Annotated in this window: 28 protein-coding genes; 13 read left to right on the top strand and 15 right to left on the bottom strand. The window is 73.8% G+C overall.

Annotation, left to right across the window (positions count from 1 at the left end; genetic code table 11):
- Window positions 1–222: 222 nt before the first annotated feature.
- The gene (locus tag AB0E62_RS36160; protein WP_362204021.1) at window positions 223–846 is read right to left on the bottom strand and encodes a TetR family transcriptional regulator; all 624 of its coding nucleotides are present in this window, start codon (window positions 844–846) and stop codon (window positions 223–225) included.
- A gap of 221 nt (window positions 847–1,067) precedes the next feature.
- Here AB0E62_RS36160 and AB0E62_RS36155 point away from each other — a divergent pair, with 221 nt between their 5' ends.
- The 3 genes from AB0E62_RS36155 to AB0E62_RS36145 are packed head-to-tail and all read left to right on the top strand — an operon-like array spanning window position 1,068 to window position 4,410.
- A complete protein-coding gene (locus tag AB0E62_RS36155) occupies window positions 1,068–2,603 on the top strand; it encodes a glycosyltransferase family 4 protein (protein WP_362204018.1) in 1,536 nt (511 codons plus the stop codon).
- On the top strand, window positions 2,597–3,343 hold the full coding sequence (locus AB0E62_RS36150) for a class I SAM-dependent methyltransferase (RefSeq protein ID WP_362204015.1): 747 nt from the start codon (window positions 2,597–2,599) through the stop codon (window positions 3,341–3,343). Before AB0E62_RS36155 ends, AB0E62_RS36150 begins: the two co-directional genes overlap by 7 nt.
- Window positions 3,340–4,410 carry a prenyltransferase gene (locus AB0E62_RS36145; protein ID WP_362204012.1) on the top strand — a complete coding sequence of 357 codons (1,071 nt, stop codon included), beginning with the start codon at window positions 3,340–3,342 and terminating at the stop codon, window positions 4,408–4,410. Before AB0E62_RS36150 ends, AB0E62_RS36145 begins: the two co-directional genes overlap by 4 nt.
- A gap of 96 nt (window positions 4,411–4,506) precedes the next feature.
- Here AB0E62_RS36145 and AB0E62_RS36140 read toward each other — a convergent pair whose 3' ends face one another.
- Entirely contained in the window at window positions 4,507–4,800 is a 294-nt protein-coding gene (locus AB0E62_RS36140) for a hypothetical protein (RefSeq protein ID WP_362204009.1), read from the bottom strand.
- A gap of 173 nt (window positions 4,801–4,973) precedes the next feature.
- Here AB0E62_RS36140 and AB0E62_RS36135 point away from each other — a divergent pair, with 173 nt between their 5' ends.
- Window positions 4,974–5,540 (top strand): hypothetical protein, encoded by a 567-nt coding sequence (locus AB0E62_RS36135; protein ID WP_362204006.1) that lies wholly within the window; start codon window positions 4,974–4,976, stop codon window positions 5,538–5,540.
- 91 nt (window positions 5,541–5,631) lie between these two features.
- Here the strand turns inward: AB0E62_RS36135 and AB0E62_RS36130 are convergent, their stop codons facing one another.
- From AB0E62_RS36130 to AB0E62_RS36115, 4 genes are all read right to left on the bottom strand, one after another.
- Window positions 5,632–6,465 (bottom strand): hypothetical protein, encoded by an 834-nt coding sequence (locus tag AB0E62_RS36130; RefSeq protein WP_362204003.1) that lies wholly within the window; start codon window positions 6,463–6,465, stop codon window positions 5,632–5,634.
- An 83-nt stretch (window positions 6,466–6,548) separates the two neighbouring features.
- Entirely contained in the window at window positions 6,549–7,505 is a 957-nt protein-coding gene (locus AB0E62_RS36125) for an N-acetylmuramoyl-L-alanine amidase (protein ID WP_362204000.1), read from the bottom strand.
- Window positions 7,506–7,527: 22 nt separating this feature from the next.
- Window positions 7,528–8,181, bottom strand: a complete 654-nt coding sequence (locus AB0E62_RS36120) for a class I SAM-dependent methyltransferase (RefSeq protein ID WP_362203997.1) — start codon at window positions 8,179–8,181, stop codon at window positions 7,528–7,530.
- A 326-nt stretch (window positions 8,182–8,507) separates the two neighbouring features.
- Complete coding sequence (locus tag AB0E62_RS36115) at window positions 8,508–10,253, bottom strand: MFS transporter (protein ID WP_362203994.1); 1,746 nt, start codon at window positions 10,251–10,253, stop codon at window positions 8,508–8,510.
- 274 nt (window positions 10,254–10,527) lie between these two features.
- Between AB0E62_RS36115 and AB0E62_RS36110 the strand changes: the two genes are divergently transcribed.
- On the top strand, window positions 10,528–11,067 hold the full coding sequence (locus AB0E62_RS36110; RefSeq protein ID WP_362203991.1) for a SigE family RNA polymerase sigma factor: 540 nt from the start codon (window positions 10,528–10,530) through the stop codon (window positions 11,065–11,067).
- A 26-nt stretch (window positions 11,068–11,093) separates the two neighbouring features.
- Window positions 11,094–11,852 carry a hypothetical protein gene (locus AB0E62_RS36105; RefSeq protein ID WP_362203989.1) on the top strand — a complete coding sequence of 253 codons (759 nt, stop codon included), beginning with the start codon at window positions 11,094–11,096 and terminating at the stop codon, window positions 11,850–11,852.
- A 34-nt stretch (window positions 11,853–11,886) separates the two neighbouring features.
- Here AB0E62_RS36105 and AB0E62_RS36100 read toward each other — a convergent pair whose 3' ends face one another.
- Entirely contained in the window at window positions 11,887–12,528 is a 642-nt protein-coding gene (locus tag AB0E62_RS36100; protein WP_362203986.1) for a response regulator transcription factor, read from the bottom strand.
- Window positions 12,529–12,609: 81 nt separating this feature from the next.
- Window positions 12,610–14,247 (bottom strand): histidine kinase, encoded by a 1,638-nt coding sequence (locus AB0E62_RS36095; RefSeq protein WP_362203983.1) that lies wholly within the window; start codon window positions 14,245–14,247, stop codon window positions 12,610–12,612.
- A 358-nt stretch (window positions 14,248–14,605) separates the two neighbouring features.
- On the opposite strand from AB0E62_RS36095, the gene AB0E62_RS36090 reads away from it, so the two are divergent.
- Window positions 14,606–15,463: a MaoC/PaaZ C-terminal domain-containing protein gene (locus AB0E62_RS36090; RefSeq protein WP_362203980.1), complete on the top strand. Its 858-nt coding sequence runs from the start codon at window positions 14,606–14,608 to the stop codon at window positions 15,461–15,463.
- A 121-nt stretch (window positions 15,464–15,584) separates the two neighbouring features.
- Here the strand turns inward: AB0E62_RS36090 and AB0E62_RS36085 are convergent, their stop codons facing one another.
- The gene (locus AB0E62_RS36085; protein ID WP_362203977.1) at window positions 15,585–15,746 is read right to left on the bottom strand and encodes a hypothetical protein; all 162 of its coding nucleotides are present in this window, start codon (window positions 15,744–15,746) and stop codon (window positions 15,585–15,587) included.
- A 95-nt stretch (window positions 15,747–15,841) separates the two neighbouring features.
- Window positions 15,842–17,281, bottom strand: coding sequence for a hypothetical protein (locus AB0E62_RS36080; RefSeq protein WP_362203974.1), 1,440 nt, complete (start codon window positions 17,279–17,281; stop codon window positions 15,842–15,844).
- Between the two features lie 187 nt (window positions 17,282–17,468).
- On the opposite strand from AB0E62_RS36080, the gene AB0E62_RS36075 reads away from it, so the two are divergent.
- Genes AB0E62_RS36075 through AB0E62_RS36065 form a run of 3 tightly spaced genes read left to right on the top strand, consistent with a single transcriptional unit; the run spans window position 17,469 to window position 20,600 of the window.
- On the top strand, window positions 17,469–18,305 hold the full coding sequence (locus AB0E62_RS36075) for a Nif3-like dinuclear metal center hexameric protein (RefSeq protein WP_362203971.1): 837 nt from the start codon (window positions 17,469–17,471) through the stop codon (window positions 18,303–18,305).
- A gap of 17 nt (window positions 18,306–18,322) precedes the next feature.
- Window positions 18,323–19,066, top strand: a complete 744-nt coding sequence (locus tag AB0E62_RS36070; RefSeq protein ID WP_362204059.1) for a C4-type zinc ribbon domain-containing protein — start codon at window positions 18,323–18,325, stop codon at window positions 19,064–19,066.
- Between the two features lie 19 nt (window positions 19,067–19,085).
- Window positions 19,086–20,600 (top strand): bifunctional RNase H/acid phosphatase, encoded by a 1,515-nt coding sequence (locus AB0E62_RS36065; RefSeq protein WP_362203968.1) that lies wholly within the window; start codon window positions 19,086–19,088, stop codon window positions 20,598–20,600.
- Here AB0E62_RS36065 and AB0E62_RS36060 read toward each other — a convergent pair.
- From AB0E62_RS36060 to AB0E62_RS36040, 5 genes are all read right to left on the bottom strand, one after another.
- Window positions 20,572–21,234 carry a bifunctional 4-hydroxy-2-oxoglutarate aldolase/2-dehydro-3-deoxy-phosphogluconate aldolase gene (locus AB0E62_RS36060; protein WP_362203965.1) on the bottom strand — a complete coding sequence of 221 codons (663 nt, stop codon included), beginning with the start codon at window positions 21,232–21,234 and terminating at the stop codon, window positions 20,572–20,574. The two genes, AB0E62_RS36065 and AB0E62_RS36060, sit on opposite strands and share 29 nt — an antisense overlap.
- Before the next feature lie 60 nt (window positions 21,235–21,294).
- On the bottom strand, window positions 21,295–22,077 hold the full coding sequence (gene yaaA / locus AB0E62_RS36055) for a peroxide stress protein YaaA (RefSeq protein ID WP_362203962.1): 783 nt from the start codon (window positions 22,075–22,077) through the stop codon (window positions 21,295–21,297).
- Window positions 22,078–22,145: 68 nt separating this feature from the next.
- On the bottom strand, window positions 22,146–22,712 hold the full coding sequence (locus tag AB0E62_RS36050) for a hypothetical protein (RefSeq protein WP_362203959.1): 567 nt from the start codon (window positions 22,710–22,712) through the stop codon (window positions 22,146–22,148).
- On the bottom strand, window positions 22,709–23,455 hold the full coding sequence (locus AB0E62_RS36045) for a MerR family transcriptional regulator (RefSeq protein ID WP_362203956.1): 747 nt from the start codon (window positions 23,453–23,455) through the stop codon (window positions 22,709–22,711). Before AB0E62_RS36045 ends, AB0E62_RS36050 begins: the two co-directional genes overlap by 4 nt.
- Before the next feature lie 70 nt (window positions 23,456–23,525).
- Window positions 23,526–25,091 (bottom strand): FAD-dependent monooxygenase, encoded by a 1,566-nt coding sequence (locus AB0E62_RS36040; RefSeq protein WP_362203953.1) that lies wholly within the window; start codon window positions 25,089–25,091, stop codon window positions 23,526–23,528.
- Window positions 25,092–25,154: 63 nt separating this feature from the next.
- Here AB0E62_RS36040 and AB0E62_RS36035 point away from each other — a divergent pair, with 63 nt between their 5' ends.
- From AB0E62_RS36035 to AB0E62_RS36025, 3 genes are all read left to right on the top strand, one after another.
- Window positions 25,155–25,781, top strand: a complete 627-nt coding sequence (locus AB0E62_RS36035; protein ID WP_362203950.1) for a TetR/AcrR family transcriptional regulator — start codon at window positions 25,155–25,157, stop codon at window positions 25,779–25,781.
- A 95-nt stretch (window positions 25,782–25,876) separates the two neighbouring features.
- Complete coding sequence (locus AB0E62_RS36030; protein WP_362203947.1) at window positions 25,877–26,284, top strand: DUF4260 family protein; 408 nt, start codon at window positions 25,877–25,879, stop codon at window positions 26,282–26,284.
- Window positions 26,277–26,798 (top strand): TetR/AcrR family transcriptional regulator, encoded by a 522-nt coding sequence (locus AB0E62_RS36025; protein ID WP_362203944.1) that lies wholly within the window; start codon window positions 26,277–26,279, stop codon window positions 26,796–26,798. Before AB0E62_RS36030 ends, AB0E62_RS36025 begins: the two co-directional genes overlap by 8 nt.
- Window positions 26,799–26,822 lie beyond the last annotated feature (24 nt).

The raw sequence follows: 26,822 nt of genomic DNA, 5'->3' as shown, positions 1-26,822 counted from the left end.
TGAAATCAGCCTACGAGGCGAGTGAGGGAGTCCGACCGGAGTAGCCGACTCAGGCGAGACGCGACGAGCATCCGCCCGGGCCGACAGCGACGGTAGGGCTGAGAGGCCGGAAGGCAGCGATGCCGGACGGCGACCCCCATCACCTGATCCGGACCATACCGGCGAAGGGAACCCGTCTCGTAGGTCTTTCCATGCTTTCCGTGCCCCCGTTCCCCGCGGGTCTCAGGGGTGCGCGGCGGCCGGGTCCGTCAGGTCGATCAGGCGGCACACCGTCTCGATGTCGACCCTCACCTGGGCGATCGAGGCGCGGCCGGACAGCCAGGTGATCAGCGCCGAGTGCCAGGTGTGCTCGATGACCCGGACCGCGGACAACTGCTCCGGAGTCGGGTCCGCCAGCCCCATCGCGTCCAGGATGATCGCGGTCGTCTGCCGGGAGACCCGGTCGACCTCGGGCGAGACGCTGCGGTCGGCGAAGGTGAGCGCGCGCACCATCGCGTCCGCCAGGTGCGGCTCCCGCTGGAGCGAACGGAAGGCGCGCATCAGGGTCTCCGCGACCCGCTCGGCCGCCGTCGCGCCCACCGGGGGCCTCTTGCGCAGGGTGCCGTGCATCTGCTCCAACTGGTCCTGCATGGTGGCCACCAGCAGATGCACCTTGGACGGGAAGTAGCGGTACAGCGTGCCCAGCGCCACCCGCGAGGACTCGGCCACCTCGCGCATCTGCACGGCGTCGAACCCGCCCCGGCCGGCGAGCTGCGCGCTGGCGTGCAGAATCCTGCGCCGACGGGCCTCCTGCCGCTCGGTGAGGGGCGGCGCGGCCGGGCGCGAGGTGCTGGCTTCCGCAGGCATGGGTCCCGTTCCGTGACAGTCGGTGAGGGTGGGCTGCAGGGCTCGTGATCAATCGGCACGGCAGGGCCGCGCGCCGTGGCGCGAATCACCCGATCCGCCGCTCACAGCGCCCCTACCTGCCGGTAGATTCGGAGGCTCTTGAACGGTCAAGTCTGAAACTTGTTCTAGATTAGCGTCCCGTCGTAGTCTCGCGGGACAGTGCAGGCAGAAGGGGGCACGGAGTGACCGCTGAGGCCCGGGAAGCGGGTGCCGGCCAGGAACCCGCTGCCGGTGGGGGTCCCGCCCGCTCCAGCGCAGCCGGGGGCGGGGACGGGCGCCCGCTCCGCATCGCGCTCCTCACCTACAAGGGCAACCCGTTCTGCGGCGGGCAGGGCGTCTACGTACGGCACCTCTCGCGCGAACTGGCCCGCCTCGGGCACCACGTGGAGGTCATCGGCTCCCAGCCCTACCCCGTGCTGGACGAGGGCTGTCCGAACCTCACCCTCACCGAGCTGCCCAGCCTCGACCTCTACCGCCAGCCCGACCCCTTCCGCACCCCGAAGCGGGACGAGTACCGGGACTGGGTCGACGCCCTCGAAGTCGCCACCATGTGGACCGGCGGCTTCCCCGAGCCGCTGACCTTCTCGCTGCGCGCCCGCCGGCACCTGCGCGCCCGGCGCGGTGAGTTCGACGTCGTCCACGACAACCAGACCCTCGGCTACGGCCTGCTCGGCGACATCGGCGCCCCCCTCGTCACCACCGTCCACCACCCCATCACCGTGGACCGGCAGTTGGAACTGGACGCGGCCCAGACCTGGCAGCGCCGCTACTCGGTGCGCCGCTGGTACGCCTTCACCCGGATGCAGAAGCGCGTCGCCCGCCGGCTGCCCTCCGTCCTCACCGTCTCCGGCAGCTCCCGCCAGGAGATCGTGGACCACCTCGGGGTCCGCGACGACCGGGTCCACGTCGTCCACATCGGCGCCGACACCGACCTGTTCGCGCCGGATCCGGCCGTCGCCGAGGTGCCGGGGCGGATCGTCACCACCTCCAGCGCGGACGTGCCGCTCAAGGGGCTGGTGTTCCTCGTGGAGGCGCTCGCCAAGGTGCGCGCCGAACACCCCGCCGCCCACCTCGTCGTCGTCGGCAAGCGCCCCGCCGAGGGCCCGGTCGCCCAGGCGATCGAGCGGTACGGCCTCGAGGGCGCCGTCGACTTCGTCAAGGGCATCTCCGACGCCGAGCTGGTCGACCTGATCCGCTCCGCCGAGGCGGCCTGCGTGCCCTCGCTCTACGAAGGCTTCTCGCTGCCCGCCGCCGAGGCCATGGCCACCGGCACCCCGCTGGTCGCCACCACCGGCGGCGCCATCCCCGAGGTCGCCGGCCGCGACGGCGAGACCTGCCTGGCCGCACCGCCCGGCGACGCGGACGCGCTGGCCGCCGCGCTGAACCGGCTGCTCGGGGACCGCGAGCTGCGGGCCCGGCTCGGCGAGGCGGGCCGCAAGCGGGTGCTGGCGAACTTCACCTGGGCCCGCGCCGCCGAGGGCACCGTGGCCCACTACCGCGAGGCCATCGCCCGCGCCGCCCGCACCGCGCCCTCGACGGGTTCCGCCCGCGACGGCCACCTCCACGCACGGACCGGCTCGCGCGGGGCGCCCCCCACCGCGGCCCCCGTTCCCGGCCGCTCCGCGGCCCCGGCGAGCGTCGCGGCCCCGCCCAGCGCCGCGCCCGCGACCTCGGCGAGTGACACCAGCGTCTCCTCCGAAAGCAGGGCCACGTGCTGACCGTCGACTTCTCCCGGTTCCCGCTCGCCCCGGGCGACCGCGTCCTGGACCTCGGCTGCGGGGCCGGCCGGCACGCCTTCGAGTGCTACCGGCGCGGCGCCCAGGTCGTGGCCGTGGACCGCAACGGCGAGGAGATCCGCGAGGTCGCCAAGTGGTTCGCGGCGATGAAGGAGGCCGGCGAGGCCCCCGAGGGCGCCACCGCCACCGCCATGGAGGGCGACGCCCTCGCCCTGCCGTTCCCCGACGAGTCCTTCGACGTGGTCATCATCTCCGAGGTGATGGAGCACATCCCCGACGACAAGGGCGTGCTGGCCGAGATGGTCCGCGTGCTCCGGCCCGGCGGACGGATCGCCGTCACCGTGCCCCGCTACGGCCCCGAGAAGGTCTGCTGGGCCCTGTCCGACGCCTACCACGAGGTCGAGGGCGGCCACATCCGCATCTACAAGGCCGACGAGCTGACCCGCAAGATCCGCGAGGCGGGCCTGAAGCCCTACGGCAGCCACCACGCCCACGCCCTGCACGCCCCCTACTGGTGGCTGAAGTGCGCCTTCGGCGTCGACAACGACAAGGCGCTGCCGGTGCGCGCGTACCACAAGCTGCTGGTCTGGGACATCATGAAGAAGCCGCTCGCCACCCGGCTCGCCGAACAGGCACTCAACCCGCTGATCGGCAAGAGCTTCGTGGTCTACGCGACCAAGCCGCACCTCCCCTCGCTCGCCGCCAAGGCGGACGCCAGGTGACCACCCCCCGGACAGAACACCTCGTCCTGCCCGGGGTCCTCACCGCCGGGCAGGCCGCCGAGACCGTCGCCGGCCTCCTCGCCGGACAGCGGGAGGACGGAGCCATCCCGTGGTTCCGCGGACACCACCTCGACCCCTGGGACCACACCGAGGCCGCCATGGCCCTGGACGCGGCCGGCGAGCACGAGGCCGCCGAACGCGCCTACACCTGGCTGGCCCGGCACCAGAACGAGGACGGATCCTGGTACGCCGCCTACGCCGACGGCGCCCATGACGACGTCACCGACCGTGCCCGCGAGTCCAACTTCGTCGCCTACATAGCCGTCGGCGTCTGGCACCACTACCTCTCCACGGGCGACGACACCTTCCTCGACCGGATGTGGCCGGCCGTCTACGCCGCCGTCGAGTGGGTACTGCGGCTCCAGCAGCCCGGCGGGCAGATCGGCTGGCGCCGTGCGGACGACGGCACGCCCACCACGGACGCCCTGCTGACCGGCAGCTCCTCCGTCCACCACGCCCTGCGCTGCGCGCTCGCCATCGCCGAGCAGCGCGAGGAGCCGCAGCCGGACTGGGAGCTGGCCGCCGGAGCGCTGCGGCACGCGATCCGCCGGCACCCCGAGCGCTTCCTGGACAAGGACCGCTACTCGATGGACTGGTACTACCCGGTCCTGGGCGGCGCCCTGACCGGAGCCGAGGCCAAGGCCCGGATCGAGGCGGGCTGGGACCGGTTCGTCGTACCCGGGCTCGGCGTGCGCTGCGTCGTCCCCAACCCCTGGGTGACCGGCGGCGAGTCCAGCGAACTCGCGCTGGCCCTGTGGGCGATGGGCGAGTCCGACCGGGCGCTGGAGATCCTCCAGTCCATCCAGCACCTGCGTGACCCCGCGACCGGCCTCTACTGGACGGGCTACGTCTTCGCGGACGACGCGATCTGGCCCCGCGAGCTGACCACCTGGACGGCGGGCTCGCTGCTGCTGGCCGTGGCCGCGCTGGGCGGCCACGAGGCCACCTGCGCGGTCTTCGGCGGCGAGCGCCTGCCGTCCGGCCTGGACCCGGACTGCTGCGCCTGACCGGTACGGGCCCGGGGCCCGTACCGGTACCCGGGCCCGTACCGGCGGCAAGGCCGCTACGGACGCCGGCGGCCGCACCGGCGCCGGGCACACCGCTCAGTACCGGTGCATCCGGCGGGCTATCGCGTGGCCGACGAACAGATAGACCACGGCGGCCAGGCCGTACCCGGCGACCACGCGCGCCCAGGCCTCGTCGAAGGTGAACAGGTCGTGCGACCACCCCGCCAGCCAGGCGGCCGCGTCATGCACGAACTGGACCAGGCTGTTGGCCCGGTTCGCGTCCAGCAGGTACATCAGGATCCACAGGCCGAGGATCAGCGCCGCGACGTCGGCGACGATCGCGATGACCGTCCCGGCCTGGTTCGCACCGTTGCGATATCGAGTGGACATACTCTCCGGATTGCCGCAGGGCGGCTCCTGTAACCCCTGAGAGGACCCCGACGGGCCCCGGAGGCACCCCCGACCCGACCCGGACGGCGTCCCCCGAGTGGCGGATCCGGCATCCGCGGGCGAACCTGCCGGAGGAACCAGACCGCTCGGGGAGGACACGTCGGGAGGACCCCGTGCCCGTACCGATACGACGCCTGTTCGTGGCGCTCACCCTGTGCTGCGCCCTGGTGGCCGGCGCCACCGCCTGCGGGAGCAGCCAGCAGAGCAGTACGAAGGACACCGCGGCGGCGGCCAAGGCCGTACCCGCCGCCGACAGCCCCAGCCCGTCCGCCGAACACCAGAAGCTCGCCAAGACCCGGTTCGTGGCGAACGCGAGCCTCGCCGCCGGCGCGACCTACCAGTGGATCGTGAAGCCCTGGAAGGCCGGCAAGTTCAAGAAGGGCGCCCACGGCCGTAGGCTGGCCCTGGTCAAGGCGGGCGCCGCCGGCCTCTTCGCCTACAACCGCCTCAAGGCCGCCCAGCGCAACGCCCAGGGCGACCCGACGCTCTCCAAGGCCATCGCCCCGCTCGGCGCCGGAATCGAGGCACTGAAGGGACTGTCGGGCAAGCTCCGCAAGGGCGACGACAGCGCGGCCGGTCCGTTCGGCGACCTCATCGGCCAGATCAAGGACGCCGGCCGGAGCGCGGGTGCCCCGGTCAAGGAACAGGTGCCTACAGCTGCCGAGCTGACGAAGGGTTAGCCGCGAGGCCGGCCACCGGCCGCGAGGTGACCGTACGGCAGCGGCCCCCCGCCCGGAAGGGCGGGGGGCCGCTGTGCCACGGGAGTCCGGCTCAGCCGCGCTGGATCCCGGAGGTGTCCTGGAGCACGCCACGACGGCCGTCCTGGGTCTGCGCGACGAGCGCGGCACCGCGCTGCTCGACCGCCAGGTACCAGGTGCCCGGCGCCAGTTCGGCGATCTGGCCGGCCGAACCGTCCTCCGCGAACAGCGGACGGGTCACCGGCACGGCGAACCAGAACGGCGAGAAGTCCGCCGCCGGCGGCTGCGCGGCCGGGGCGGCCTGGGCGGCCGGCTGCGGCTGCTGCGCGTACGGCTGACCCGGCTGCGGCTGAGCACCGTACGGCTGCTGCGGCTGGGCGCCCGGGTAGCCGTAACCACCGGGCGGCTGGGCGCCGTAGGGCTGCGGGGCCGGCGGCTTCGGGGCCGGGATCAGGGAGGCCTGGAGGGCGGGGACGAGCGGGGTGGCGATGGCGGCGGCGGCCATCAGCAGGGTGGCGATCAGGGCCAGGATCAGCCCCATGCCGGCGTCGGGGGCCTGGCCGTCGCTGCCGCCGCCGACGTTGTCGAGACCGCCCACCGGGTCGATGACGTTGCCCAGCGAGCTCCACGCGGCGAAGACCGCGAACGCCACGCCGAACGCGCCGAGTTCCAGCCCCGCGATCTTGCGGGGCTGCGGCAGGCCGCGGCTCACGACGATGAGCGCCGCGCCGATGATGCCCGCCAGTACGACGCTCAGCAGGACCGGTCCGCTCTCCCAGAGGTTCGGCAGGTCGACGCTGTCCGGCAGCCCGTCGTACGAGTAGTTGTCGAGGAACGACGCGATGAACAGCACCACCGCTGCTCCGATCACCACGCCGTCGCCTCTAGTGAGGGAGCGGATATTCACTTCAGGTCCTTCGTAGGTCGTCTCGTCGTCGGTAGACACTACAGTCCGCAAGATCGGGCTGTCCGGCCGGTTACGGCCGCCGGTCATGAATCGCGCAGGAAACTCACGATTCCCTCAGAGATCCCCTGCGCAGCCCGTTGCCGCCAGGTTCCACTGGTCAGCAGGGCCGCGTCCTTGCTATCGCGCATGTTGCCGCACTCGATGAAGACCTTGGGAACCGTTGACAGATTGAGACCACCCAGGTCCGTGCGCGTGACGAGACCGGTACCGCCGCCGATGTAGTTGGCGGGCGGCTCGCCGGTCTCCCGGAGGTAGTCGCCCGCGACCCGCGTCCCCAGCTCGTGCGAGGGGCCGACGATGGGCCGGGTGTCCGCCGCACCGGCGTGCACGGACCCCGGCAGGATGACGTGGAAGCCCCGGTCGCCCTCGGCGGATCCGTCGGCGTGCAGCGAGATCGCCGCGTCCGCGTGCGCGGCGTTCCCGATCCGGGCCCGCTCGTCCACGCACGGCCCCCAGGGCGGGGTGTCGCCGTCGTGGGTCAGCCGCACCGTGACGCCCTCCCGCTCCAGCAGCTCCCGCAGCCGGTGCGCCAGGTCCAGCGAGAAACGCGCCTCCGTGTACCCGTCGTTGGTGGACGTCCCGGTGGTGTCGCACTCCTTGGAGTTGGTGCCGATGTCCACCTGGCGGTTGATCTCCGCCGTGTGCCGGAAGTTGCCCGGGTTGTGCCCCGGGTCGATGACGACCACCTTCCCGCGCAGCCCACCGGAGCCGTCCGCGGGCGCGGAGGGCGAGCCGGACACCTTGCCGTCGTCACCCCGGGAGGCGGCCGGGGGACGGGAGGAGGCCGTCCGGGAGGCGGACGGGACGGACGTGGCGGCGGCCGTACGGACCTCACCGTCCGAACCCCCGTCGCCCAGCGCCTCGTACGCCACCCAGCCGAGCAGGGCACCGGGCACCAGCGCGGCGAGCGCCACGGTCAGCGGGCCGCGCCGGGGCCGGCGGGGCTGCGGGGATTCGAATTCCGGGCCTGTGTACGACACGTCTGCGACTCTAACCGGGGCCTCAGGTTCCCGCCCCCGCGCGCCGCAGTACGCGCAGTGAGCCGGTGGCGGAGACCTCGGTGAACGCGCCGGAGTCCAGCGCCCGCAGATACACCCGGTAGGGTGCCTGGCCCGTGAACTCGTCCTCGGGGTGCGGGAAGACGTCGTGGATGACCAGCAGGCCGCCCTCGGCGACGTGCGGGGCCCAGCCCTCGTAGTCGGCCCCGGCGTGTTCGTCCGTATGGCCGCCGTCGACGAACACGAAGCCGAGCGGGGAGTTCCAGAGCGCCGCGATCTGCGGGGAGCGGCCGACGAGGGCGACGACGTGCTCCTCCAGTCCCGCGCGGTGCAGGGTACGGCGGAACAGCGGCAGCGTGTCCATCAGCCCGGTCTCGGGGTCCACCGTCTCCGGGTCGTGGTAGTCCCAGCCGGGCTGCTGCTCCTCGCTGCCCCGGTGGTGATCGACGGTCAGCGCGGTGACCCCGGCCTGGCGGGCCGCGTCGGCCAGCAGGATCGTGGAGCGCCCGCAGTAGGTCCCGACCTCCAGCAACGGCAGCCCGAGCCGTCCCGCCTCCGCCGCCGCCGCGTACAGGGCCAGTCCCTCGTCCACGGGCATGAACCCCCTGGCCGCCTCGAACGCGGCCAGGATCTCGGGCTTGGGGGTGGCGGTGGCCATGGGTTCCTCTCGACCGTGCGGCAGTCCGAACCCCCCTTATGCTGCCGCACCCCCGGCCACATGAGTGACAGGGGGTGCGACGGACGCCCCGTGAGGGGCGCGGGGAAGCGCGTGCTCACGTTCGCAGGGGCGCGGGGAACTCGCGACGAGCCGTGATGGCCGGTGGCCGGTGGCCAGGGACCGGTGGCCGGTGGCCGGGGATCGGCCGGACCCGTCGCGCTCCTGGGCGTCATGCGCGCACCCCCGCAGGGGAACGCGGGGACCGCTCGACCGGTCAGCACGCACCCGCGGCCACCACCGGCCGTGCGCCCCCGCCCCCCGGGGCCTCAGGCGCTCACGGCCTCCCCCGGCAGCGAGAGATCCAGGTCGACAGCCCGCTCCTCCCCGGAATGCGTCGCGGAAGAGGCGAGCGGCCCGTGGCCGGAGGCCTTCGCGGCGAGGACGTACGCCCCCTGCGCCGGCACGGCCAGCGCGTACCGCCCGTCCACGTCGGAGACGGTCGCCCCCGCCTGCCGTCCCCGCCGGTCGATCAGCGTGACCTTCGCCCGGGCCACCGGCGTGCCGTCGGCGCCCAGCACCCGCCCCCGGAAGCCCCGCAGCACCTCCCCGGCCCGCTCCAGCGAAGCGTCCTCCTCGCTGCTGGCCCGCAGCTGCGTGTGCCGCTGCGCCGGCCGGGGGCTCCTCGGCAGGAAGAGGGCCAGCAGCAGACCGACGGCCACCGCCGCCGTGGCGATCAGGAACGACACCCGGAAACCGTGCATGGTCGGGATCGCGACCCCGCCCACATTGTTCGCGGTGTTGGCCAGCACCATTCCGACGACGGCGCTCGACACCGACGTACCGATGGACCGCATCAGCGTGTTCAGCCCGTTGGCCGCACCGGTCTCGGACGCCGGGACCGCGCCCACGATCAGCGCGGGCAGCGAGGAGTAGGCGAGGCCGATGCCCGCGCCGAGGATCACGGAGGTGACGACCGTCTGCCAGGCCGCGTCCATCAGGCCGAGCCCGCCGCCGTAGCCGATCGCGATGATCAGCAGTCCGATGATCAGGGTGACCTTGGGGCCGTAGCGGGCGGACAGCCGCGCGTACACCGGCGCGGTGAACATCATGGTCAGGCCCAGCGGGGCCACGCACAGACCCGCGACGACCATCGACTGGCCGAGCCCGTACCCGGTCGCGGTGGGCAGCTGGAGGAGCTGGGGCAGGACGAGCGAGACGACGTAGAACGCCACGCCGACCATGATCGACGCGAGGTTGGTGAACAGGACGGCCGGACGGGCGGTGGTGCGCAGGTCGACCAGCGGCGCCTGGACGCGCAGCTCGTACACGCCCCACAGGACGAGGACGACGACGGCCGCGGCGAACAGGCCCAGCGTGGTGCCCGAGGACCAGCCCCAGTCGCTGCCCTTGGTGATGGGCAGCAGGAGCAGCACCAGACCGGTGGACAGACCCAGCGCGCCGGCCAGGTCGAAGGAGCCCTCCGCGCGCATCGGGGACTCGGGGACGACCAGGAGGGTGAGAAGAATGGCGAGCGCGCCGAGGCCGGCGGCGCCGTAGAACAGCGCGTGCCAGTTCGTGTGCTGGGCGACCAGGGCCGCGGCGGGCAGCGCGAGGCCGCCGCCGACGCCGATCGAGGAACTCATCAGCGCCATCGCCGAGCCCAGCCGCTCGCGCGGCAGCATGTCCCGCATCAGGCCGATGCCCAGCGGTATCGCGCCCATGGCGAAGCCCTGGAGGGTCCGGCCGACGATCATGGTGATCAGCTCGCTGGTGAACGCGCTGACCAGGGCGCCGACCACCATCACGGCGAGGCTGAGGACGAGCATCCGGCGCTTGCCGTACAGGTCGCCGAGCCGGCCCATGATCGGGGTGGCCACGGCGCCGGACAGCAGGGTGGAGGTGAGGACCCAGGTCGCGTTGCTGGGCGCGGTGTCCAGCAGCTGCGGCAGGTCCTTGATGACCGGCACGAGCAGCGTCTGCATCACCGCGACGACGATGCCCGCGAACGCGAGCACCGGGACCACCGCGCCACCCGCTCTCCGGGTGGGCTGGTCGGTCGTCGTGTCTGTCATGGAGTGAGGCCTTCCACGTGTCATAAGTGCCGGGTAAACCTCGTATGCACAGGCAACTATTCCGTTGCTTCGAGCCCCTAATGAAATCTTGACCGTTTCATGGGTTACTGACCGTCCGTCATGTTTGGCCTGGACGGTGAAGCGGGTGCGGCGGGTGCGGCCGGTGAAGCGGGTGCGGCGGGTGCGGCGGGTCCGGGAAAATTCTGCGAGTTCCGCGGACCGGGGCAACGGTCCGGACGGCCCATGGACTCCTTTAGACATCTAGGAGGTGCCCATGGGGGACGGGAAGCAGGCTCGGGACGAGGAGTTCCAGAGCTTCATGATCGGCCGCTGGCCGCGGTTGATGCGTACGGCATTTCTCCTCACGGGGGAGCAGCACGCCGCCGAGGACCTGGTCCAGTCGACTCTCGAGCAGGTCTATACGGCGTGGCGCCGGGTCGGCGCGGCCGACGACCCGGAGGCGTATGTACGGCGCGTGATGATCAACGCACACGCGCGCAAGCACCGCAGAAGGCTCAGGGAGTTCCTGGCGCCGAAGGACGACACCGGCCTGGTGCGCGAGGTGGCCGACACGGGGGACCGGATCGCCCAGGCCGACGACCGGAGCGCCCTGCTCACGGCGCTCGCCCAACTGCCCCCGCGACAGCGGGAGGCGGTGGTCCTGCGCTACTGGGAGGACCTGACGGAGACCCAGGCGGCGGAGGCCATGGGCTGTTCCGTCGGCACGGTGAAGAGCAACGCGGCCAAGGGGATCGCGAAACTCCGCGCCATACCGGCACTGGCCGAGACGGTGACGCACGGGAAGCGGAAGTGATGAGCGGGAAGCGGGAGAAGCACGACATGACGCAGACGGACATCGCCCTCCTGCTCGCCGACGCGGCGGACGAGGTGGAGATCGGTATAGCCCCGGTCCAGGCGGTCATCCGCGGCGGCCGGCGACGCCGCACGGCACGGCGGTGGGCCGTGGCGGCGGCCACGGCCGCGGTGCTGGCGGGCTCGACGGGAGCGACGCTGGCCCTGACCGGGCTGCCCGGAGGCGGCGACCGGCACACGAGCGTGGCCGCCGGACCGTCCACACCGCAGGCGCGCCATGTGTACCGCCCCCAGCACACCCTCCTGGGAAGCGGCACGGACCGGGGCAGGGACTGGCGCGTGGAGCTGACCGTATGGGGAGCGCCGCGCGACCGGGCGGAGGCGGCCGGACAGCTGACGGCGATGCGGAAGTTCGGCTTCACCGAGACGGTGCTGCCGCCCGGACCCGACGGCCTCGTCCATCGCACCTCGTACTACACGAGCCTGTACCTCGGCGACGACCGCCGCCCCAGGGTGATGCTCTTCGACACCTTCGAGAAGTGGGACCGCTTGTCGGACCGGGACGTCGCGTTCGGCGCGGTGCCGCTGGGGAGGGAGGACTCCACGGACTCCGAGCGTCTCGCGGTGGGCCGGGTGGCCGGGACCGCACAGCAGGTCAAGTGCACGTGGAGAAAGGACGAGAGCACCGTGGCCCTGCCGGACAAGGCAGCAGGGTCTCCGGACAAGTGGTTTCTGTGCCTGGCCCCGGAGGGGGAGAGCATCAAGGCGGCGGAGGTGATCCAGTAGGGACTGCCGGTACGGCCAGGAGCGCGCCCAGGGCTCACAGCCACCCCTGCTGCCGGGCCTCGCGCACCGCCTCGGCCCGGTTGCGGGTGCCGGTCTTGCCGATCGCGGCGGAGAGGTAGTTGCGGACGGTGGACTCCGACAGACGCAGCCGGGCGGCGATGTCGGCGACGGTCGCCCCGTCCACCGACGCCTTCAGCACCTCGCACTCACGCGGGGTCAGCGGGTTGGGCCCGGCGCTGAGCGCGGCGGCGGCCAGTGCGGGATCGACCACGGTCTCTCCGGCGAGCACCCGTCGGATCGCCGCGGCCAGCTCCTCCACCGGCCCGTCCTTGACGAGGAAGCCGGCCGCACCCGCCTCCATGGCCCGGCGCAGATAGCCGGGCCAGCCGAAGGTGGTCAGGATCAGCACCCGGCATCCGGGCGCCCGGACGCGCAGCTCGGCCGCCGCGTCCAGCCCGCTCGTCCCCGGCAGCTCGATGTCCAGCAGGGCCACGTCCGCGCGCCGCGCGAGCACGGCGTCCACGATCCCGTCCCCCGAGCCCAGCTGGGCCACGACCTCGATGTCCTCCTCCAGCCCGAGCAGCAGGGCCAGGGCGCCGCGCATCATCCCCTGGTCCTCGGCGAGCAGCACCCGGACACGGGCGGCCGAACGCTGCTTCCCGGGCGTGTCAGTCATGGGGTCAGGGTACGGGGGCGCGGGGTGCCGATGGGGGTGCCGGCCGCCTGGCCCCGGCACGCCTGGCCCCGGCCCACCGCGTCACTTCGTCAGCGCCAACTCGTCGGCGCCGACGGGAAGGACGGCCGTGACCGTGAAGCCGCCGCGGGGCGAGGGGCCGGCCGTCAGCGAACCGCCCGCCGCCGCGAGGCGCTCGGTCAGCCCCTTCAGCCCGGTACCCCCCACGCCCCGGGGGCCGAGAGGACCCCGACCGCGGGTGAGGTCCGTGCCCTTGCCGCCGACGGCGCCCGTCGCCCTGCCACCGGTGGGGGCCGACTCTCTGTCTCCGGTGGGGGTCGTCACTCTGCCTCCGGTTGAGGCCGTGTCCCTGCCTCCGGTGGTGCCCCTGTTCACGCCCTGGAAGGTGTCCATGCCTTCGAAGGAGTCCCCACTCTCCCCTGTGAAGGAGCCCATGCCCTCGCTGCCGAACACAGCCGTCCTCTCAACGCCGGGGGTGTCCGCGCCCTTGCTTCCGGGGGTGCCCGCGCTCTCACCCCCGGCGCTGCCCGCGCCCTCGCCTTCCCCGCCCGGGGTGCCCGCGCTCCCTCTTCCGAACGCGCCCCCGAACGCGCCCCCGAACGCACCGCCGGAGGCGCCCGTGCCGTTGTCCGTCACCGTCAGCCGTACCCGCTCGGCGGCCGACTCCACGGTGATCTCGCAGCGGGTGGCGTCACTGTGGCGGACGACGTTGGTGACCGCCTCGCGGACCACCCAGCCGAGCAGTGCCTCGGTCTGCGGGGCGAGCGGCGTGCCGGACTGGCGGACCACCGGCCGTACGCTCGCCGCCGACAGCGCGGAGCGGGCCCGGGTCAGCTCGGTGGCCAGGCTGCCCTCCCGGTAGCCGGTCACCGCCTCCCGGATCTCGGTGAGCGCCTGCCGGCCCACCGACTCGATGTCGGAGATCTGCGCCAGCGCCGCGTCCAGATCGCGGGCGGCCAGCCGGCGGGCCGCCTCCGACTTCACCACGACCACGGAAAGGGTGTGCCCGAGCAGATCATGCAGATCACGGGAGAAACGCAGCCGCTCCTTCTCCACCGCGCGCCGGGCCAGCTCCTCGCGGGCGGCCCGCAGTTCACGTACCGCCTCGGACAGGCCGAGGATCGCGGCGGTCACCATGCTGGACAGGAACGTGCCGTAGGCGATGCCGGTGGCCTCGTTCCAGTCGGCCCGCAGCCAGGAGACCGCCCCCGCGTACAGGGTGAGCAGCAGCCCGGCCCGGCCCAGCCACGGTCCGCGCAGGACGGCGCCCGTGGCCAGGCCCAGCAGCGGGAAGAACATCAGCCAGTTGCCGCCGTAGCCGAGGGCGAGCCCCGTGGTGACCAGGCCGAGCAGGCCCAGGGCCACCCGGGTGGACACCGACTCCCGCGCGGTCCGGTCGAAGGCGCGGAACGTGACATGGATGTAGAGGGAGTTGAAGGCCAGCAGACCCAGGGCGCCGATCCACGGGTTCGGCGTGTCGCCGTGGATCACATTGGAGAAGGAGCCCATGCCCAGCAGCAGCCAGGGCAGCAGGGTGAAGCCGGTGGGCGCCGGGCCCGGATGACCGGCACCGGACTTCCCGCCCTCGTGCCGGGCCCGACGCGCGGTGCGGAAGCGCGCGCGCCGCGCCCGCCACCGCGCCCTCGCCTCCTGCCGCTCCGCCCGCCGGTCCCACGGCCCGCGCCACCCCGTCATCTCCATGTCCCCCCGGTCGAATGGTCCTCGCCGTACGGCGTGAGGACGCACAGCGTACGTAGCGAACGTAAGGAACCGGACACCGTCCGCGGCAGATGCGGATGTACGGAGAAGGGCAGTACAGATGTCACGGTCCGCTCCGCGTTCCTGGCGTGGTGCCAGGAGCCTTCACAAGCGCGGGGTGCTCGGCTATACAGGGGGCGCCGGACTGGAACGCGTTCTAGATCGGCTCGCGGCGACCCCGGTGCGGCCGACGGTGCGGACGTCCGCGCCGGGGTCTTTCGCCACCACGGTCACCGCCCCTGCCGACACCGTCCCCACCCGGTGCCGGCACGTGCCGCCGCCCCACTGCCGCAGGAGCCCCATGCCCATCGACGCAGCGCAGGCCCTCGCGGCCGCACCCCGGACCGGTGTGATCACCTGGGACCACAAGGACGTACAGCTCTACCACCTCGGCATCGGCGCCGGGCGTCCCGCCACCGACCCCGACGAGCTTCGCTACACGCTGGAGTCCCGGCTGCACGTGCTGCCGAGCTTCGCCACCGTCGCGGGCGACGGCGCCCCCGAGGTGATAGGCGGGCTGTCCATGCAGGGGATCGACGTCGACCTGGCCCGCGTACTGCACGGCGGGCAGAGCATCGAGCTCCACCGCCCCCTCCCGGTCAGGGGCACCGCCACCGTCGCCGGCCGGATCGTCGCCGTGTACGACAAGGGCACCGCGGCCGTCCTGGTCATGCGCACCGAGGCCGTCGACGCCGACGGCCCGCTGTGGACCAGCGAAGCCCGGATCTTCGTCCGGGGGGAGGGCGGCTGGGGCGGCGACCGGGGTCCCGCCGGCCGGCTCGACCCGCCCGCCGGCGACCCCCACCGGACCGTCGAGTGCCCGATCCGCGAGGACCAGGCCCTGCTCTACCGCCTCAGCGGCGACTGGAACCCGCTGCACGCCGACCCCGGCTTCGCCAGGCGCGCCGGCTTCGACCGCCCCGTCCTGCACGGGCTGTGCACTTACGGCATGACGCTCAAGGCGGTCGTGGACACGCTGCTCGACGGGGACGTGACCCGCGTGCGCGGCTACAGCGCTCGGTTCGCCGGGGTCGTGTTCCCGGGCGAGACGCTGCGCATCCGGATGTGGCGGGAGGAGGGACGGGTGCGGGTGGAGGCCGGTGCCGTGGACCGGGGCGACGCGCCGGTGCTCGCCGACACCGTCGTGGAGCACTCCTGAACAGCGCCGCTCCCGGGGCGCCGTCGGAAACCGTGGTCCGTGCGGGCGGGCGAGGAAATCCCTGCGGCCGGGCGGAGAAAAAGGGGGCGCCCGGTCGGACGCCCCCTCCTCTTCACTGCCGTCAGGCAGCAGCCGCCTCGGCCGTTTCCTGGACCGGCTTGCGGTGCCGGCCGTGCGGAGCGGTCTCCCGCTCCTGGGCCGCCACCGGGCCCCGGTGCCGGCCGTGGCCCGTGGTCTGGGAAGAGCCGGCAGACAGCTGCTCGGTCGTGCTGGTGTCGCTCATCGGACGTATTCACCCCGTCAACATGATCTTCGGTACAGCCGGGGAGTGTAACCGGCACACCACGGGCCGAATCCAGGCGCACACGCCGACCGGGACTAGTTCGTTACAAGACGTCCCAGAGGGGCCTGTTGCAGGGGCACCGGCCGCGCCGGAACGGGAACGGCGGTACGGGTCACCGAGGGCGCGGGCCCCCTGGTTTCCGGCGCGGCGGGGCCTCGGGTTTCCGGCGCGGCGGGGGCCCCCGTTTCCGGCGCGGCGGCGGTCCCGGCCATGGGCGGCTCGGGCCGCGCCCCCAGCTCTGCCCCCGGCCCCGCCCCCAGACCTGCCCCCGACCGTGCCCCCAGCTCTGCCCCCGACCGTGCCCCCAGACCTGCCCCGGGTCTCGCCTCCGGCTGTGCCCCGGGGCTCGCCTCCGGCCGTGTGCCGGGCCGGGTGGGGGGCCCCGGTTCCGTGGACTCCGTCGACGGCCGTGGGCCGGCGTCTGTCCGGCCCTGCTCCGCCGCGCCCGCGTTCTCCCGTGGGGCCGCCAGTTCCGTCAGGCCGCAGGGCGTTGCCGGGGTCGCGTACGGCAGTCGTAGCACCCCTTCTGCCGTCCACACGCCGGTCCCGGCCAGCCAGCCCTCGGGTGCCGGGAGGTGCCGGACCCGGCGTTCGGCGGGCCGCCAGGTGCCCACCCACGTGCCGAACGCGCCGTCGATGCGCAGGCCCACCGCGCAGTTCTCCGGCATCAGCACCTGCCCGGGCTGGATCGCGAACGGCGTCACCACGCAGTCCGGCAGCAGCAGGCACCGGGGGAACCGCACCGGCAGGGTGCTGCCCAGCACGCCCCAGCCCAATCGTTCCTGCCCGGGTGAGGGCGCGTCGGAGGAGATCAGCAGCAGCCCGCTGTCGGGGTCGGCGAGCAGCAGCCGGTCATTGCTGCCGTCCGCGATCTGCAGCAGCGGCGAGACAGCGGCCCGCTCCAGGTCCACCACGACCGTCTTGGTGCGCCCGCCCAGCTCCCGGTCGAGCGCCAGCAGCCGTCCGGTGCCGTCCAGCCAGACCCCGCCCGAGCAGCGCCCCGGCACTTCCGCCAGCCGCTCGGGGCCGGACGCCCCGCCCGTCACCAGCCAGACCACGCTGGAGCGCACACCGCTGGCCAGGGCGTACGCCCGGGCGCCCCCCGGCGCCGGCGGCAGCAGGGTGAGCCGGGTGCCGGGCTCGGGGCAGTCCACCGCGCCCAGCGGCAGCTCGCCGGTGCCGGGCCCGGTCGGGTACAGCAGCGAGAACGTGTGCCGCCCGGCCGCGAGCCGGTGGATCAGCACCCGGCCGTCGCCCATCGGCTGCACCCCGGTGCCGGGCTCCTCGGGCTGGTTGCCGGGCAGCGGCACCGCGTAGGGCTCCGGGCCGTCCAGGGTCCACCGCTCGGGGAACCAGCAGTCACCGGCGGGTGCGAGCCGGGCCGCGTACGCGCCGTCCGCCGTGATCACGCACCCCGCCTCCGGCACGCCGTCGGCCCCGCTCGTGGACGGGGGTTCGATAGCACAGGCCGTCATCGTTCGGTCACCTCCGGCGACGACGCTAGTTTTGGCACGCACAGGCGGGCGAGGCGCCCAGGACCGCTTCACACATACGGGTGGCGCAGAAGCGATTCACCCGAGGAAACCGGGACGGGTGTGCTGAGCCGGGTCAGACCGGACGCATGCGGTACACCCCCGCCGAACAGCCAGGTAGCCTTGGCCCGTGCCCCGTCTGTCTGAAGTCATCGCCGCGCTGGAGAACCTGTGGCCCGCCGAGCGGGCCGAGTCCTGGGACGCGGTCGGCACGGTGGTGGGCGACCCCGGCCAGGAGGTCACCCGGGTGCTGTTCGCCGTCGACCCCGTACAGGAGATCGTCGACGAGGCGGTGCAGCTCGGCGCCGACCTGCTGGTCACCCACCACCCGCTCTATCTGCGCGGTACGACCACGGTCGCGGCCACGCACTTCAAGGGCCGGGTCGTGCACACGCTGATCAAGAACGACATCGCGCTGCACGTCGCCCACACCAACGCGGACACCGCCGACCCGGGTGTCTCCGACGCCCTCGCCGGCGCCCTGGACCTGAGGGTCGTACGCCCCCTCGTGCCGGACCCCACCGACCCGCACGGGCGCCGGGGCCTCGGCCGGGTGTGCGAGCTGGACCACCCGCTCACCGTCCGGGAACTGGCCGCCCGCGCCGCCGGGCGGCTGCCCGCCACCGCGCAGGGCATCCGGGTGGCCGGCGACCCCGAGGCCGTCGTCCGCACGGTCGCCGTCAGCGGCGGCTCCGGCGACAGCCTCTTCGACCAGGTCCGCGCGGCCGGCGTCGACGCCTTCCTGACCGCCGACCTGCGCCACCACCCGGCCTCCGAGGCGGTGGCCACGAGCCCCCTCGCGCTGCTCGACGCGGCGCACTGGGCCACCGAGTGGCCCTGGTGCGAGCTGGCCGCGAGCCAGCTCGACGAGATCTCCGACCGCAACGGCTGGGACCTGCGGGTCCATGTCTCCAGGACGGTCACCGACCCCTGGACCGCCCACGCGGCGTCCACGACAACCCTCTAGCCCACGGGAGCCCCCAACTGAACGCCGCGCCCGCCGACCAGATCCGACTCCTCGACGTCCAGGCACTCGACGTCCGACTCCAGCAGCTCGCCCACAAGCGGAAGTCGCTGCCCGAGCACGGCGAGATCGACTCGCTGACGAAGGACCTCACGCAGCTGCGCGACCTGCTCGTGGCCGCGCAGACCGAGGAGAGCGACTGCGCCCGCGAGCAGACCAAGGCCGAGCAGGACGTCGACCAGGTGCGCCGGCGCGCCGCCCGCGACCAGCAGCGGCTGGACTCCGGCGCGGTCTCCTCGCCGAAGGACCTCTCCAACCTCCAGCACGAGATCGCCTCCCTCGCCAAGCGCCAGGGCGACCTGGAGGACGTCGTCCTGGAGGTCATGGAGCGCCGCGAGGCCGCCCAGCAGCGGGTGGGCGAGCTGACCGAGCGGGTCGCCTCGGTGCAGGCGAAGATCGACGACGCCACCGGGCGCCGGGACGCCGCGTTCGAGGAGATCGACGGCGAGGCCGCCTCGGTGACGAAGGAGCGGGAGGTCGTCGCCGCGTCCGTCCCCGCCGACCTGCTGAAGCTGTACGACAAGCTGCGCACGCAGCAGGGCGGCATCGGAGCGGCCAAGCTGTACGCCCGGACCTGCCAGGGCTGCCGGCAGGAGCTGGCCATCACCGAGCTGAACGAGATCCGCTCGGCGGCCCCGGACACGGTGGTCCGCTGCGAGAACTGCCGGCGCATCCTGGTGCGCACGGCCGAGTCGGGTCTCTGAGGAACCCGGGAGCGCCGGCGTGCGGGAGTTGATCGTGGAGGCCGACGGCGGGTCACGGGGCAACCCCGGGCCCGCGGGCTACGGGGCCGTGGTGCGCGACGCGGTGACGGGGGAGACGCTGACCGAGGCGGCGGAGTACCTCGGCACCGTCACGAACAACGTCGCCGAGTACCGCGGCCTCCTGGCCGGCCTGCGCGCCGCGTACGCCCTCGACCCCGCCGCGCGGGTGCACGTCCGCATGGACTCCAAGCTCGTCGTCGAGCAGATGTCGGGCCGCTGGAAGATCAAGCACCCTGACATGAAGCCCCTGGCCATGGAGGCGCGCTCGGTCTTCCCGCCGGACCGGGTGACGTACGAGTGGATCCCGCGCGAGCGGAACAAGCAGGCGGACCGCCTGGCCAACGAGGCGATGGACGCGGGGGCGAAGGGCGAGCAGTGGTCCCCGTCCCGCTCCCGCGCCGACCTGGCGACGAAGGCCGGGGCGACCACCGCCGAACCGGCACCGACCGCCGAACCGGCACCGACCGCCGCCGGAGCCGGGGCTGACCGCACGGCCAAGGCGGCACCTGCCGACGGGCAGCCGTCCTGCGAACCGACGGTCGGCCCCACGGCCGAGACGGCGTCCGCATCCGCTGCGGGCAGTGGGACGGCCGGGGCGGGTGTCGAATCGGTCGTGGCCGCGGGCAGTGGTACGGCCGGGACGGCCCCCGGATCCGCCGTGGCCGCACGCGGTGGCACGGCCGGGGCGGGGTCGGAATCCGCCGTGGCCGAGGGCGGTCGTACGACCGGGGCAGGAGCCGACCCGGCGGCTGCGGCTGCGGCTGCGGCGGGGACCGGTGGGCGGTCTCCGGTGGCCGGCGGTCAGGCGCAGCCCTCGGCGCCCGGCTGGAGCGCCGCCCCCGACCTCGGCGCCCCGGCCACCCTCGTGCTGCTGCGCCACGGCGAGACCCCGCTGACGCCCCAGAAACGGTTCTCCGGCAGTGGCGGCTCCGACCCCTCCCTCTCCGCGGCCGGCCGTGAGCAGGCGTACCGCGTCGCCGAGGCGCTGGCCAGGCGCGGCACCGTCCAGGCCGTCGTGGCCTCGCCACTGGCCCGTACCCGCGAGACCGCCGGCATCGTCGCCGCCCGGCTGAACCTGGACGTCGCGGTCGAGGACGGGCTGCGCGAGACGGACTTCGGCGCCTGGGAGGGCCTGACCTTCGGCGAGGTCCGCGAGCGCTACCCGGACGACCTGAACGCCTGGCTCGCCGACCCGGAGGCCCATCCCACCGGCGGCGGCGAGAGCTTCGCCGAGACGGCCACCCGGATCGCCGCCGCCCGGGAGCGGCTGGTCGCCGCCCACCAGGGCCGTACGGTCCTGCTGGTCACCCACGTCACCCCGATCAAGACGCTGATCCGCCTGGCCCTCGGCGCCCCGCCCGAGTCCCTGTTCCGGATGGAGCTGTCGGCGGCGTCGCTGTCGGCGGTGGCGTACTACGCGGACGGCAACGCGAGCGTACGGCTGTTCAACGACACGTCCCACCTGCGTCCCTGAGCCCGGCCGCGGTCCGCGCCAGCTCCTCGATCCGGCCCCAGTCGCGGGCGGCCACCGCCTGGGCCGGGACCATCCAGCTGCCGCCGACGCAGCCGACGTTGGGCAGGGACAGGTACTCCGGCGCGGTCGTCGGTCCGATGCCGCCGGTCGGACAGAACCGGGCCTGCGGCAACGGACCGGCCAGCGAGCGCAGATACGCCGTACCGCCGGCCGCCTGCGCCGGGAAGAACTTCATCTCCCGCACCCCGCGCTCCAGCAGCGCGACCACCTCCGAGGCGGTCGACACCCCGGGCAGGAACGGCACCCCGGACGCGCGCATCGCCGTCAGCAGCGACTCCGTCCAGCCGGGGCTGACCAGGAACCGCGCCCCCGCCGCCGTCACCGCGTCCACCTGGTCCGGGGTGACCACCGTGCCCGCGCCGACCACCGCCTCGGGCACCTCGACGGCGATGGCGCGGAGGGCTTCCAGCGCCGCCGGGGTCCTGAGGGTCACCTCGATGGCGGGCAGCCCGCCGGCCACCAGCGCCCGCGCCAGCGGTACGGCGTCGGCGGCGTCGCCGAGCACCACCACGGGCAGGACGGGCGCGAGATCCAGGACGGAGGGGTCGGCGGAGGAGGGCAGCGGCGAGGTCATGCCCTTATCGTGCCCAGGGACTGCATGGCACGCAATGAGCGTTGCGCATGCTGCAATGCGTCAGTGGATCTCGTCCACCAGTACGTCCAGCGCCCACGCCTTGCCCGCCTTGCCGGGCGCCTCCGCCTCCACGGTGTAGCCCAGCTCCCGCAGCGCCTCCACCAGCTCGGCGGGGTGCTCCGGCGCGGCGCCGGACGTCATGAGGGCGCGCACGATCCGGCCCTTCGTCGCCTTGTTGAAGTGGCTGACGACCTTCCGGGTGGGCGCGTGCAGCACCCGCACCGTCGCCGTGCGCCCGGCCACCTCGCCCTTCGGCTTCCAGGCGGTCGCGTAGGCGGAGGAGCGCAGGTCCAGCACCAGCCCCTCGCCGGCCGCCTCCGGCAGCACCTCGGCCATCGGGGCCCGCCAGTGTCCGGCCAGCGCGCCGAGTCCCGGCAGCTTCACGCCCATCGAGCAGCGGTAGGAGGGGATCCGGTCCGTCACCCGCACCGCGCCCCACAGCCCGGAGAACACCAGCAGCGAGCCGGCGGCGCGCCGCCGGGCGTCCGCGTCCAGCGTGGCCAGGCCGAGGGCGTCGTAGAGGACACCGGTGTAGATCTCCCCGGCGGGGCGGGCGCCGGCCGTGCGCAGCCCGGCGTTCTTCGCGACCTCGCCGCGCAGCCCCTCGCTCAGCCCGAGCACCTCACGGGCCTTCTCAGGGTCACCGGAGCACAGCTCGGCCAGCTCGCCGAGCACGGCCTCCCGCGCGGCCGTCAGTCCCGGCAGGGACAGCGACCCGAGCTCCAGCGGGGCGCCCTCGCCCGACGGCGCCTTGCCTTCGGAGGGCGGCAGCAGGACCAGCAACACGTACTCCTTACGTAGACCTCCGCGCCAGGGTACGGCGGTCCCGGGGCCGGTTCCGACCGCGGGGTTCAGCGCGCGGTGAGGGCCTGGACCAGGGCTCCCGGGTCGTCGGCGTACAGCCGCACCACCCGCACCCGCCTGCGCCGGCCCAGCAGGGTCGTGTGCACGACAGGCTCCGCGAGCTCGACGGTCACCGTGGTCTGCGAGCCGACGATCAGGTCCAGGGCATCCGGCTCGGGCCGGTGCGTGGTCCGGGTCTCCCGGCGTACGGCGGCGATCGAGGCCAGCGGGATCCGCAGGTCGGCATGGGCGCCGTGGCGTACCCGCAGCGCGTCGGAGGTCAGCACGTGCGGGCGGACCACCCCGGCCGCGTGCAGGCCGATCACCAGCAGCACGGTGTAGACGTCCACCACGAGCATTACGTCGTGCGCCGGCCGCATGTCCCGCAGCATGAAGGACACGCCGACCGTCTCGACGACGCAGACGAAGGCCAGCCCCAGCAGCGTCGAGCCCTGTCCGCGCGCGTACCCGAACGCCCGCCCGCCGGCCGTTCCCTGCGTCCGCCGGGCCAGCCACAGCGCCAGGCTGACGAAAAGCCGCAGCTCGTGCCGGGCCACCCGGTACACCGTCGTCATCGCTCCACCCCCAGAACGATCTCCAGCATACGGCGCACGGCCTCCGCCTGGGCGGGCGCGAAGTCGGCGTACAGAGCCCGCAACACCGCGTTGTCCCAGTCGGGTTGATCCTCCGTCAGCAGTCCGTCCGGTACGCAGGCGGCGAGCGCGCGTGCCGTCCGCTCCACGCGCGGGTCGTCCGGATCCGCGTCGGCCAGCGCGTCGAGCAGCGCGTACGCCTCTCGGGTGCGGGCCACCGTGTCCGGGTCGTCCAGGAAGCCGCGCAGCACCGCCGACATCCGCTCCCGGTCCTCCGCCGCCGCCCCCGTGTCGACCAGGACCAGCATCTCCCGGTCCTTGGCGGCCATGGGGGAGCCGTCGGCGGGCAACGCATGCAGTACGGCGGCCAGTTCGGGTGAGACGGGCCCCTCGGCGGAAGGCTCCCCGGCGTCGAGCAGCGCCCGCAGCCGCCGCCGGCGCTCCCGGATCGCCCCCTCCTGCCGGGCCAGGTCCTCGTCGAGTTCGGTCAGCACCTCGGCGAGGTCCTTACCCGCGTCGTCGGCGAGCACGTCCCGTACCTCGGTCAGGCCCAGCCCCAGTTCGGTCAGCCGCCGGATCCGGGCGAGGGCGACGGCGTGGCGGAGGGCGTAGTGCCGGTAGCCGTTGGCGCGCCGCGCCGGCTCGGGCAGCAGGCCCAGATGGTGGTAGTGCCGCACGGTGCGCGTCGTGACGCCGACGGCGGCGGCGAGTTCTCCGATCCGCATGCGATCAGTACAGACGTTGACGTCGCGGCGGGGTCAAGCGGCGGTTCGGGGGCGGCGGTGTCGACGTCGGTCATGCGGCGGCCAGGGGCGAGCCGAGCCAGCGTTCCAGCGCCTCGGTCAGCCCCTCGCCGCCCGCCCGGTCGGAGGCCCACGCCACGAACCCGTCCGGCCGCACGAACAGCCCCCGCAGGCCGGGCCGGTCCGGGCAGGCGGCCGTGACCACGTCCAGCCGGTCGCCGTAGCCCCCGGTCCGCGCCCGCAGCGCGGCGTCGCCGGCCGGGTCCAGGAGCAGGGCGCGGCCGGTGTACAGCCGCTCGCCGAGCCGGGTGCCGTCGGCAAGCCGCAGGTCGGGCGCGCAGACGCCGGTCAGCGGGTGGTCGCCGGGCAGGTCGTAGCGCTGCCGGACGCCGGAGATCTGCGTGGCCAGGTAGGTCGTACCGGCGGTGGTCAGCGCCAGGTCGGTGACCACCCGGCGCAGGGCGCGGGCATGCCGGTCGGGGCGCATCAGCGCGATCTGGGCGCGGGTCCAGTCCAGCACCCGGGCGCCGTCCGGATGCCGTTCGGCGGTGTAGGTGTCCAGCAGCGACTCGGGGGCCCGGCCGCGTGCGACGGCGGCCAGTTTCCAGCCCAGGTTCAGCGCGTCCCCGAGGCCGAGGTTGAGGCCCTGGCCGCCGAACGGCGCGTGCACGTGCGCCGCGTCGCCCGCGAGCAGCACCCGGCCCTTGCGGTAGTCGGTCACCTGGCGGGCGTTGTCCGTGAACCGGGTCGCCGTGATCACCTCCGTGACGCTCACCTCGGGCACGCCCGAGACCCGGCGCAGACTCGCCTCCAGTTCTCCGGCGGTGACCGGCGCGGACCGGTCGGCCGGCGGACCGTCGAACTCCACGGTGAGCACGCGACCCGGGAACGGCCCGTGGACGTACGTCCCCGCGTCGGTGGTCTGCCAGCCCGTGCCCAGCCGTTCGGCCCCGGCCAGCCGTACGACCGCCTGGTAGCCGGTGATCTCCGGTGCCGTGCCCGGGAAGTCGAACCCGGCTAGTTTGCGGACCGTGCTGCGCCCGCCGTCGCACCCGACCAGCCGGCCGGCCCGGAGACGCCCCGCGCCGGTGTGCGCGTTCACTCCGCCGGTGCCGGCGTCGATGTGCACGGTCACCCCGTCGGCGTCGGCGTCGAAGCCGGTCAGTTCGACGCCCCGGCGTATCTCGACGCCCAGCCGCGCGGCCCACCGGCCGAGGATCCGCTCCAGCTCGGCCTGGGGCACGGCGAGACCGACACCGGCGGCGGGGCCCGCGTCCGCCCAGGCGGGATCGGAGCCGTCGAACAGGTCCGGGTCCAGCATGATCCCCGCGAAGTGCCCGAGGAACTTGGGCCGGGGCCGGCCGGTCCCGGGGAAGGCGCGCAGTCGGGCCCGGGACGCCTCCCCGGCCACCGCCAGCTCGGGCAGCAGGCCCCGCCGGTACAGGGCGATCGCGGTCGCGATGTTGACGGAGCCCGCCCTGACCGTCTCGTCCACCTCGGTGCGCCGCTCCACGACCAGCGCCCTCGCCCCGCCCAGCCGCAGCTCACAGGCGAGGAAGAGGCCCACGGGGCCGGCACCGGCCACCACCACGTCGTAGTCGTACTCGGTCGTCGTCATGGACGCTGACTATAGTCACTAAAATTTTTGAGTGGCTATAGATTCATGGGATAGGGTCTCCCCATGGATTCCAGGCAGGACCGGGAACTCCCCTTGCGGGAGCGGAAGAAGCGCGAGACCCGGCAGCGGATCTCGGACATCGCGACGGACCTGATCGGGAAGCGCGGCTTCGACGCGGTGACGGTCGCCGAGATCGCCCGCGCGGCGGGCGTCTCCCCGATGACGGTCTTCAACTACTTCCCGCGCAAGGAAGACCTCTTCCTGGACCGCATCCCGGAGGCGGCCGGCCTCTTCGCGTCGGCCGTACGCGACCGCACCCCCGGCGAGTCCCCGCTCGCCGCCCTGCGCCGCCTCGCGCTCCGGCTCCTCGAAGAGCGGCATCCGCTGGGCGGGGTCGGGGACACCTTCGCCGACTTCTGGCGGATCGTCGCCGATTCGCCCGCGCTGCGCGCCCGGGCCCGGGAGGGCGTGGAGGAAGTAGAGGCGGCGCTGGCCGGCGCGTTCGGCGAGGCGGGCGTGGCGGACCCGGAGCTGTCGGCCGCGCTGATCATGGCCGCGTACCGGACGGTGTTCGTCGCCTCCGTGCGCCGGCTGCTCGCCGGAGACCCGGTGGCGGAGGTGGCCCGGGAGCACAGGGACCGGCTGGAGTCGGCGTTCGACGCGCTGGAGCGAACGGCTCTTGACGGCTAACGCTGTTAGCCTTATGGTCGTGGCTAACGGTGTTAGCCATTGTCCCGGCGCGCCGTGACGACGACCGAAAGGCAGCCATGACCACGACAGCCGATATGACGACGACCGTCACCCGGCGCATCGGGGACTCAGCCCTACGACGCGGGGCGTGGCTGGCGTTCGCCCTGTTCTGGTCGGCCTTCGCGGTGGTGGAATGCGTGCGGCACGGCTGGCCGGCCACGGTGCTCGCGCTGGCCTTCCTCGTGCTGCCGGATCTGACCTTCCTGGTCGCGCTCGACGAGGCACCCCGCATGGCCAGGGGCCAGCTGCCGCCGCGCGCGGTGCCGTACTACAACGCCATGCACCGCGCGTCGGTCCCGCTCGCGCTCGCCGTCGCCTGCGCCGCGCTCCCGCTGCACTGGCCGCCCGTCTTCGCGGCACTGTCCGGCTGGCTCGCCCACATCTCGTACGATCGCGTCTTCGGCTACGGACTGCGCACCAAGGAGGGCTTCCAGCGTGGCTGACCGGCTCACCCCCCGGGCACGGGAGATCGTGACGGCGGCCCGGGACCTCCTGGAGGAGTCCGGACCCGCGCAGCTGACCATGCGCACCCTCGCCGACCGCCTCGGCATCAAGGCCCCGTCGCTGTACAAGCACTTCCCCGACAAGCACGCCGTGGAGGTCGAACTGGTGGCACAGCTGCTGACCGAGACGGCGGAGGTCCTGGAGGCCGCCGGGGCCCGCGCCCCCGGCTCGCTGGACGCGCTCGCCGGGGCGTACCGCGCTTACGCCCTCGCCCACCCCCACCTGTACCGCCTGGGCACCGAGCGGCCCCTGCCACGCGCCGAGCTGCCCGCCGGCCTGGAGGACCGGGCCGCCCTGCCCCTGCTGCGCGCCTGCGCCGGCGACCTGGACCTGGCCCGCGCCTTCTGGGCCTTCGCCCACGGCATGGTCATCCTGGAGATCCACGGCCGCTTCCCGGCCGACGCGGACCTGGAGGCGGCGTGGAAGCGGGGGCTCGGGGCGTTGGGAACGTAGGGGGAGCGGGCGCGGTCCGTGCCG

Origin of the sequence: Streptomyces sp. NPDC038707 (genome assembly GCF_040636485.1) — a bacterium.
In the GTDB taxonomy this organism is placed as follows: Bacteria; Actinomycetota; Actinomycetes; order Streptomycetales; family Streptomycetaceae; genus Streptomyces.
The sequence above is the reverse complement of the archived record's forward strand: the minus strand, read 5'-3'. Positions and strand labels throughout refer to the sequence as shown.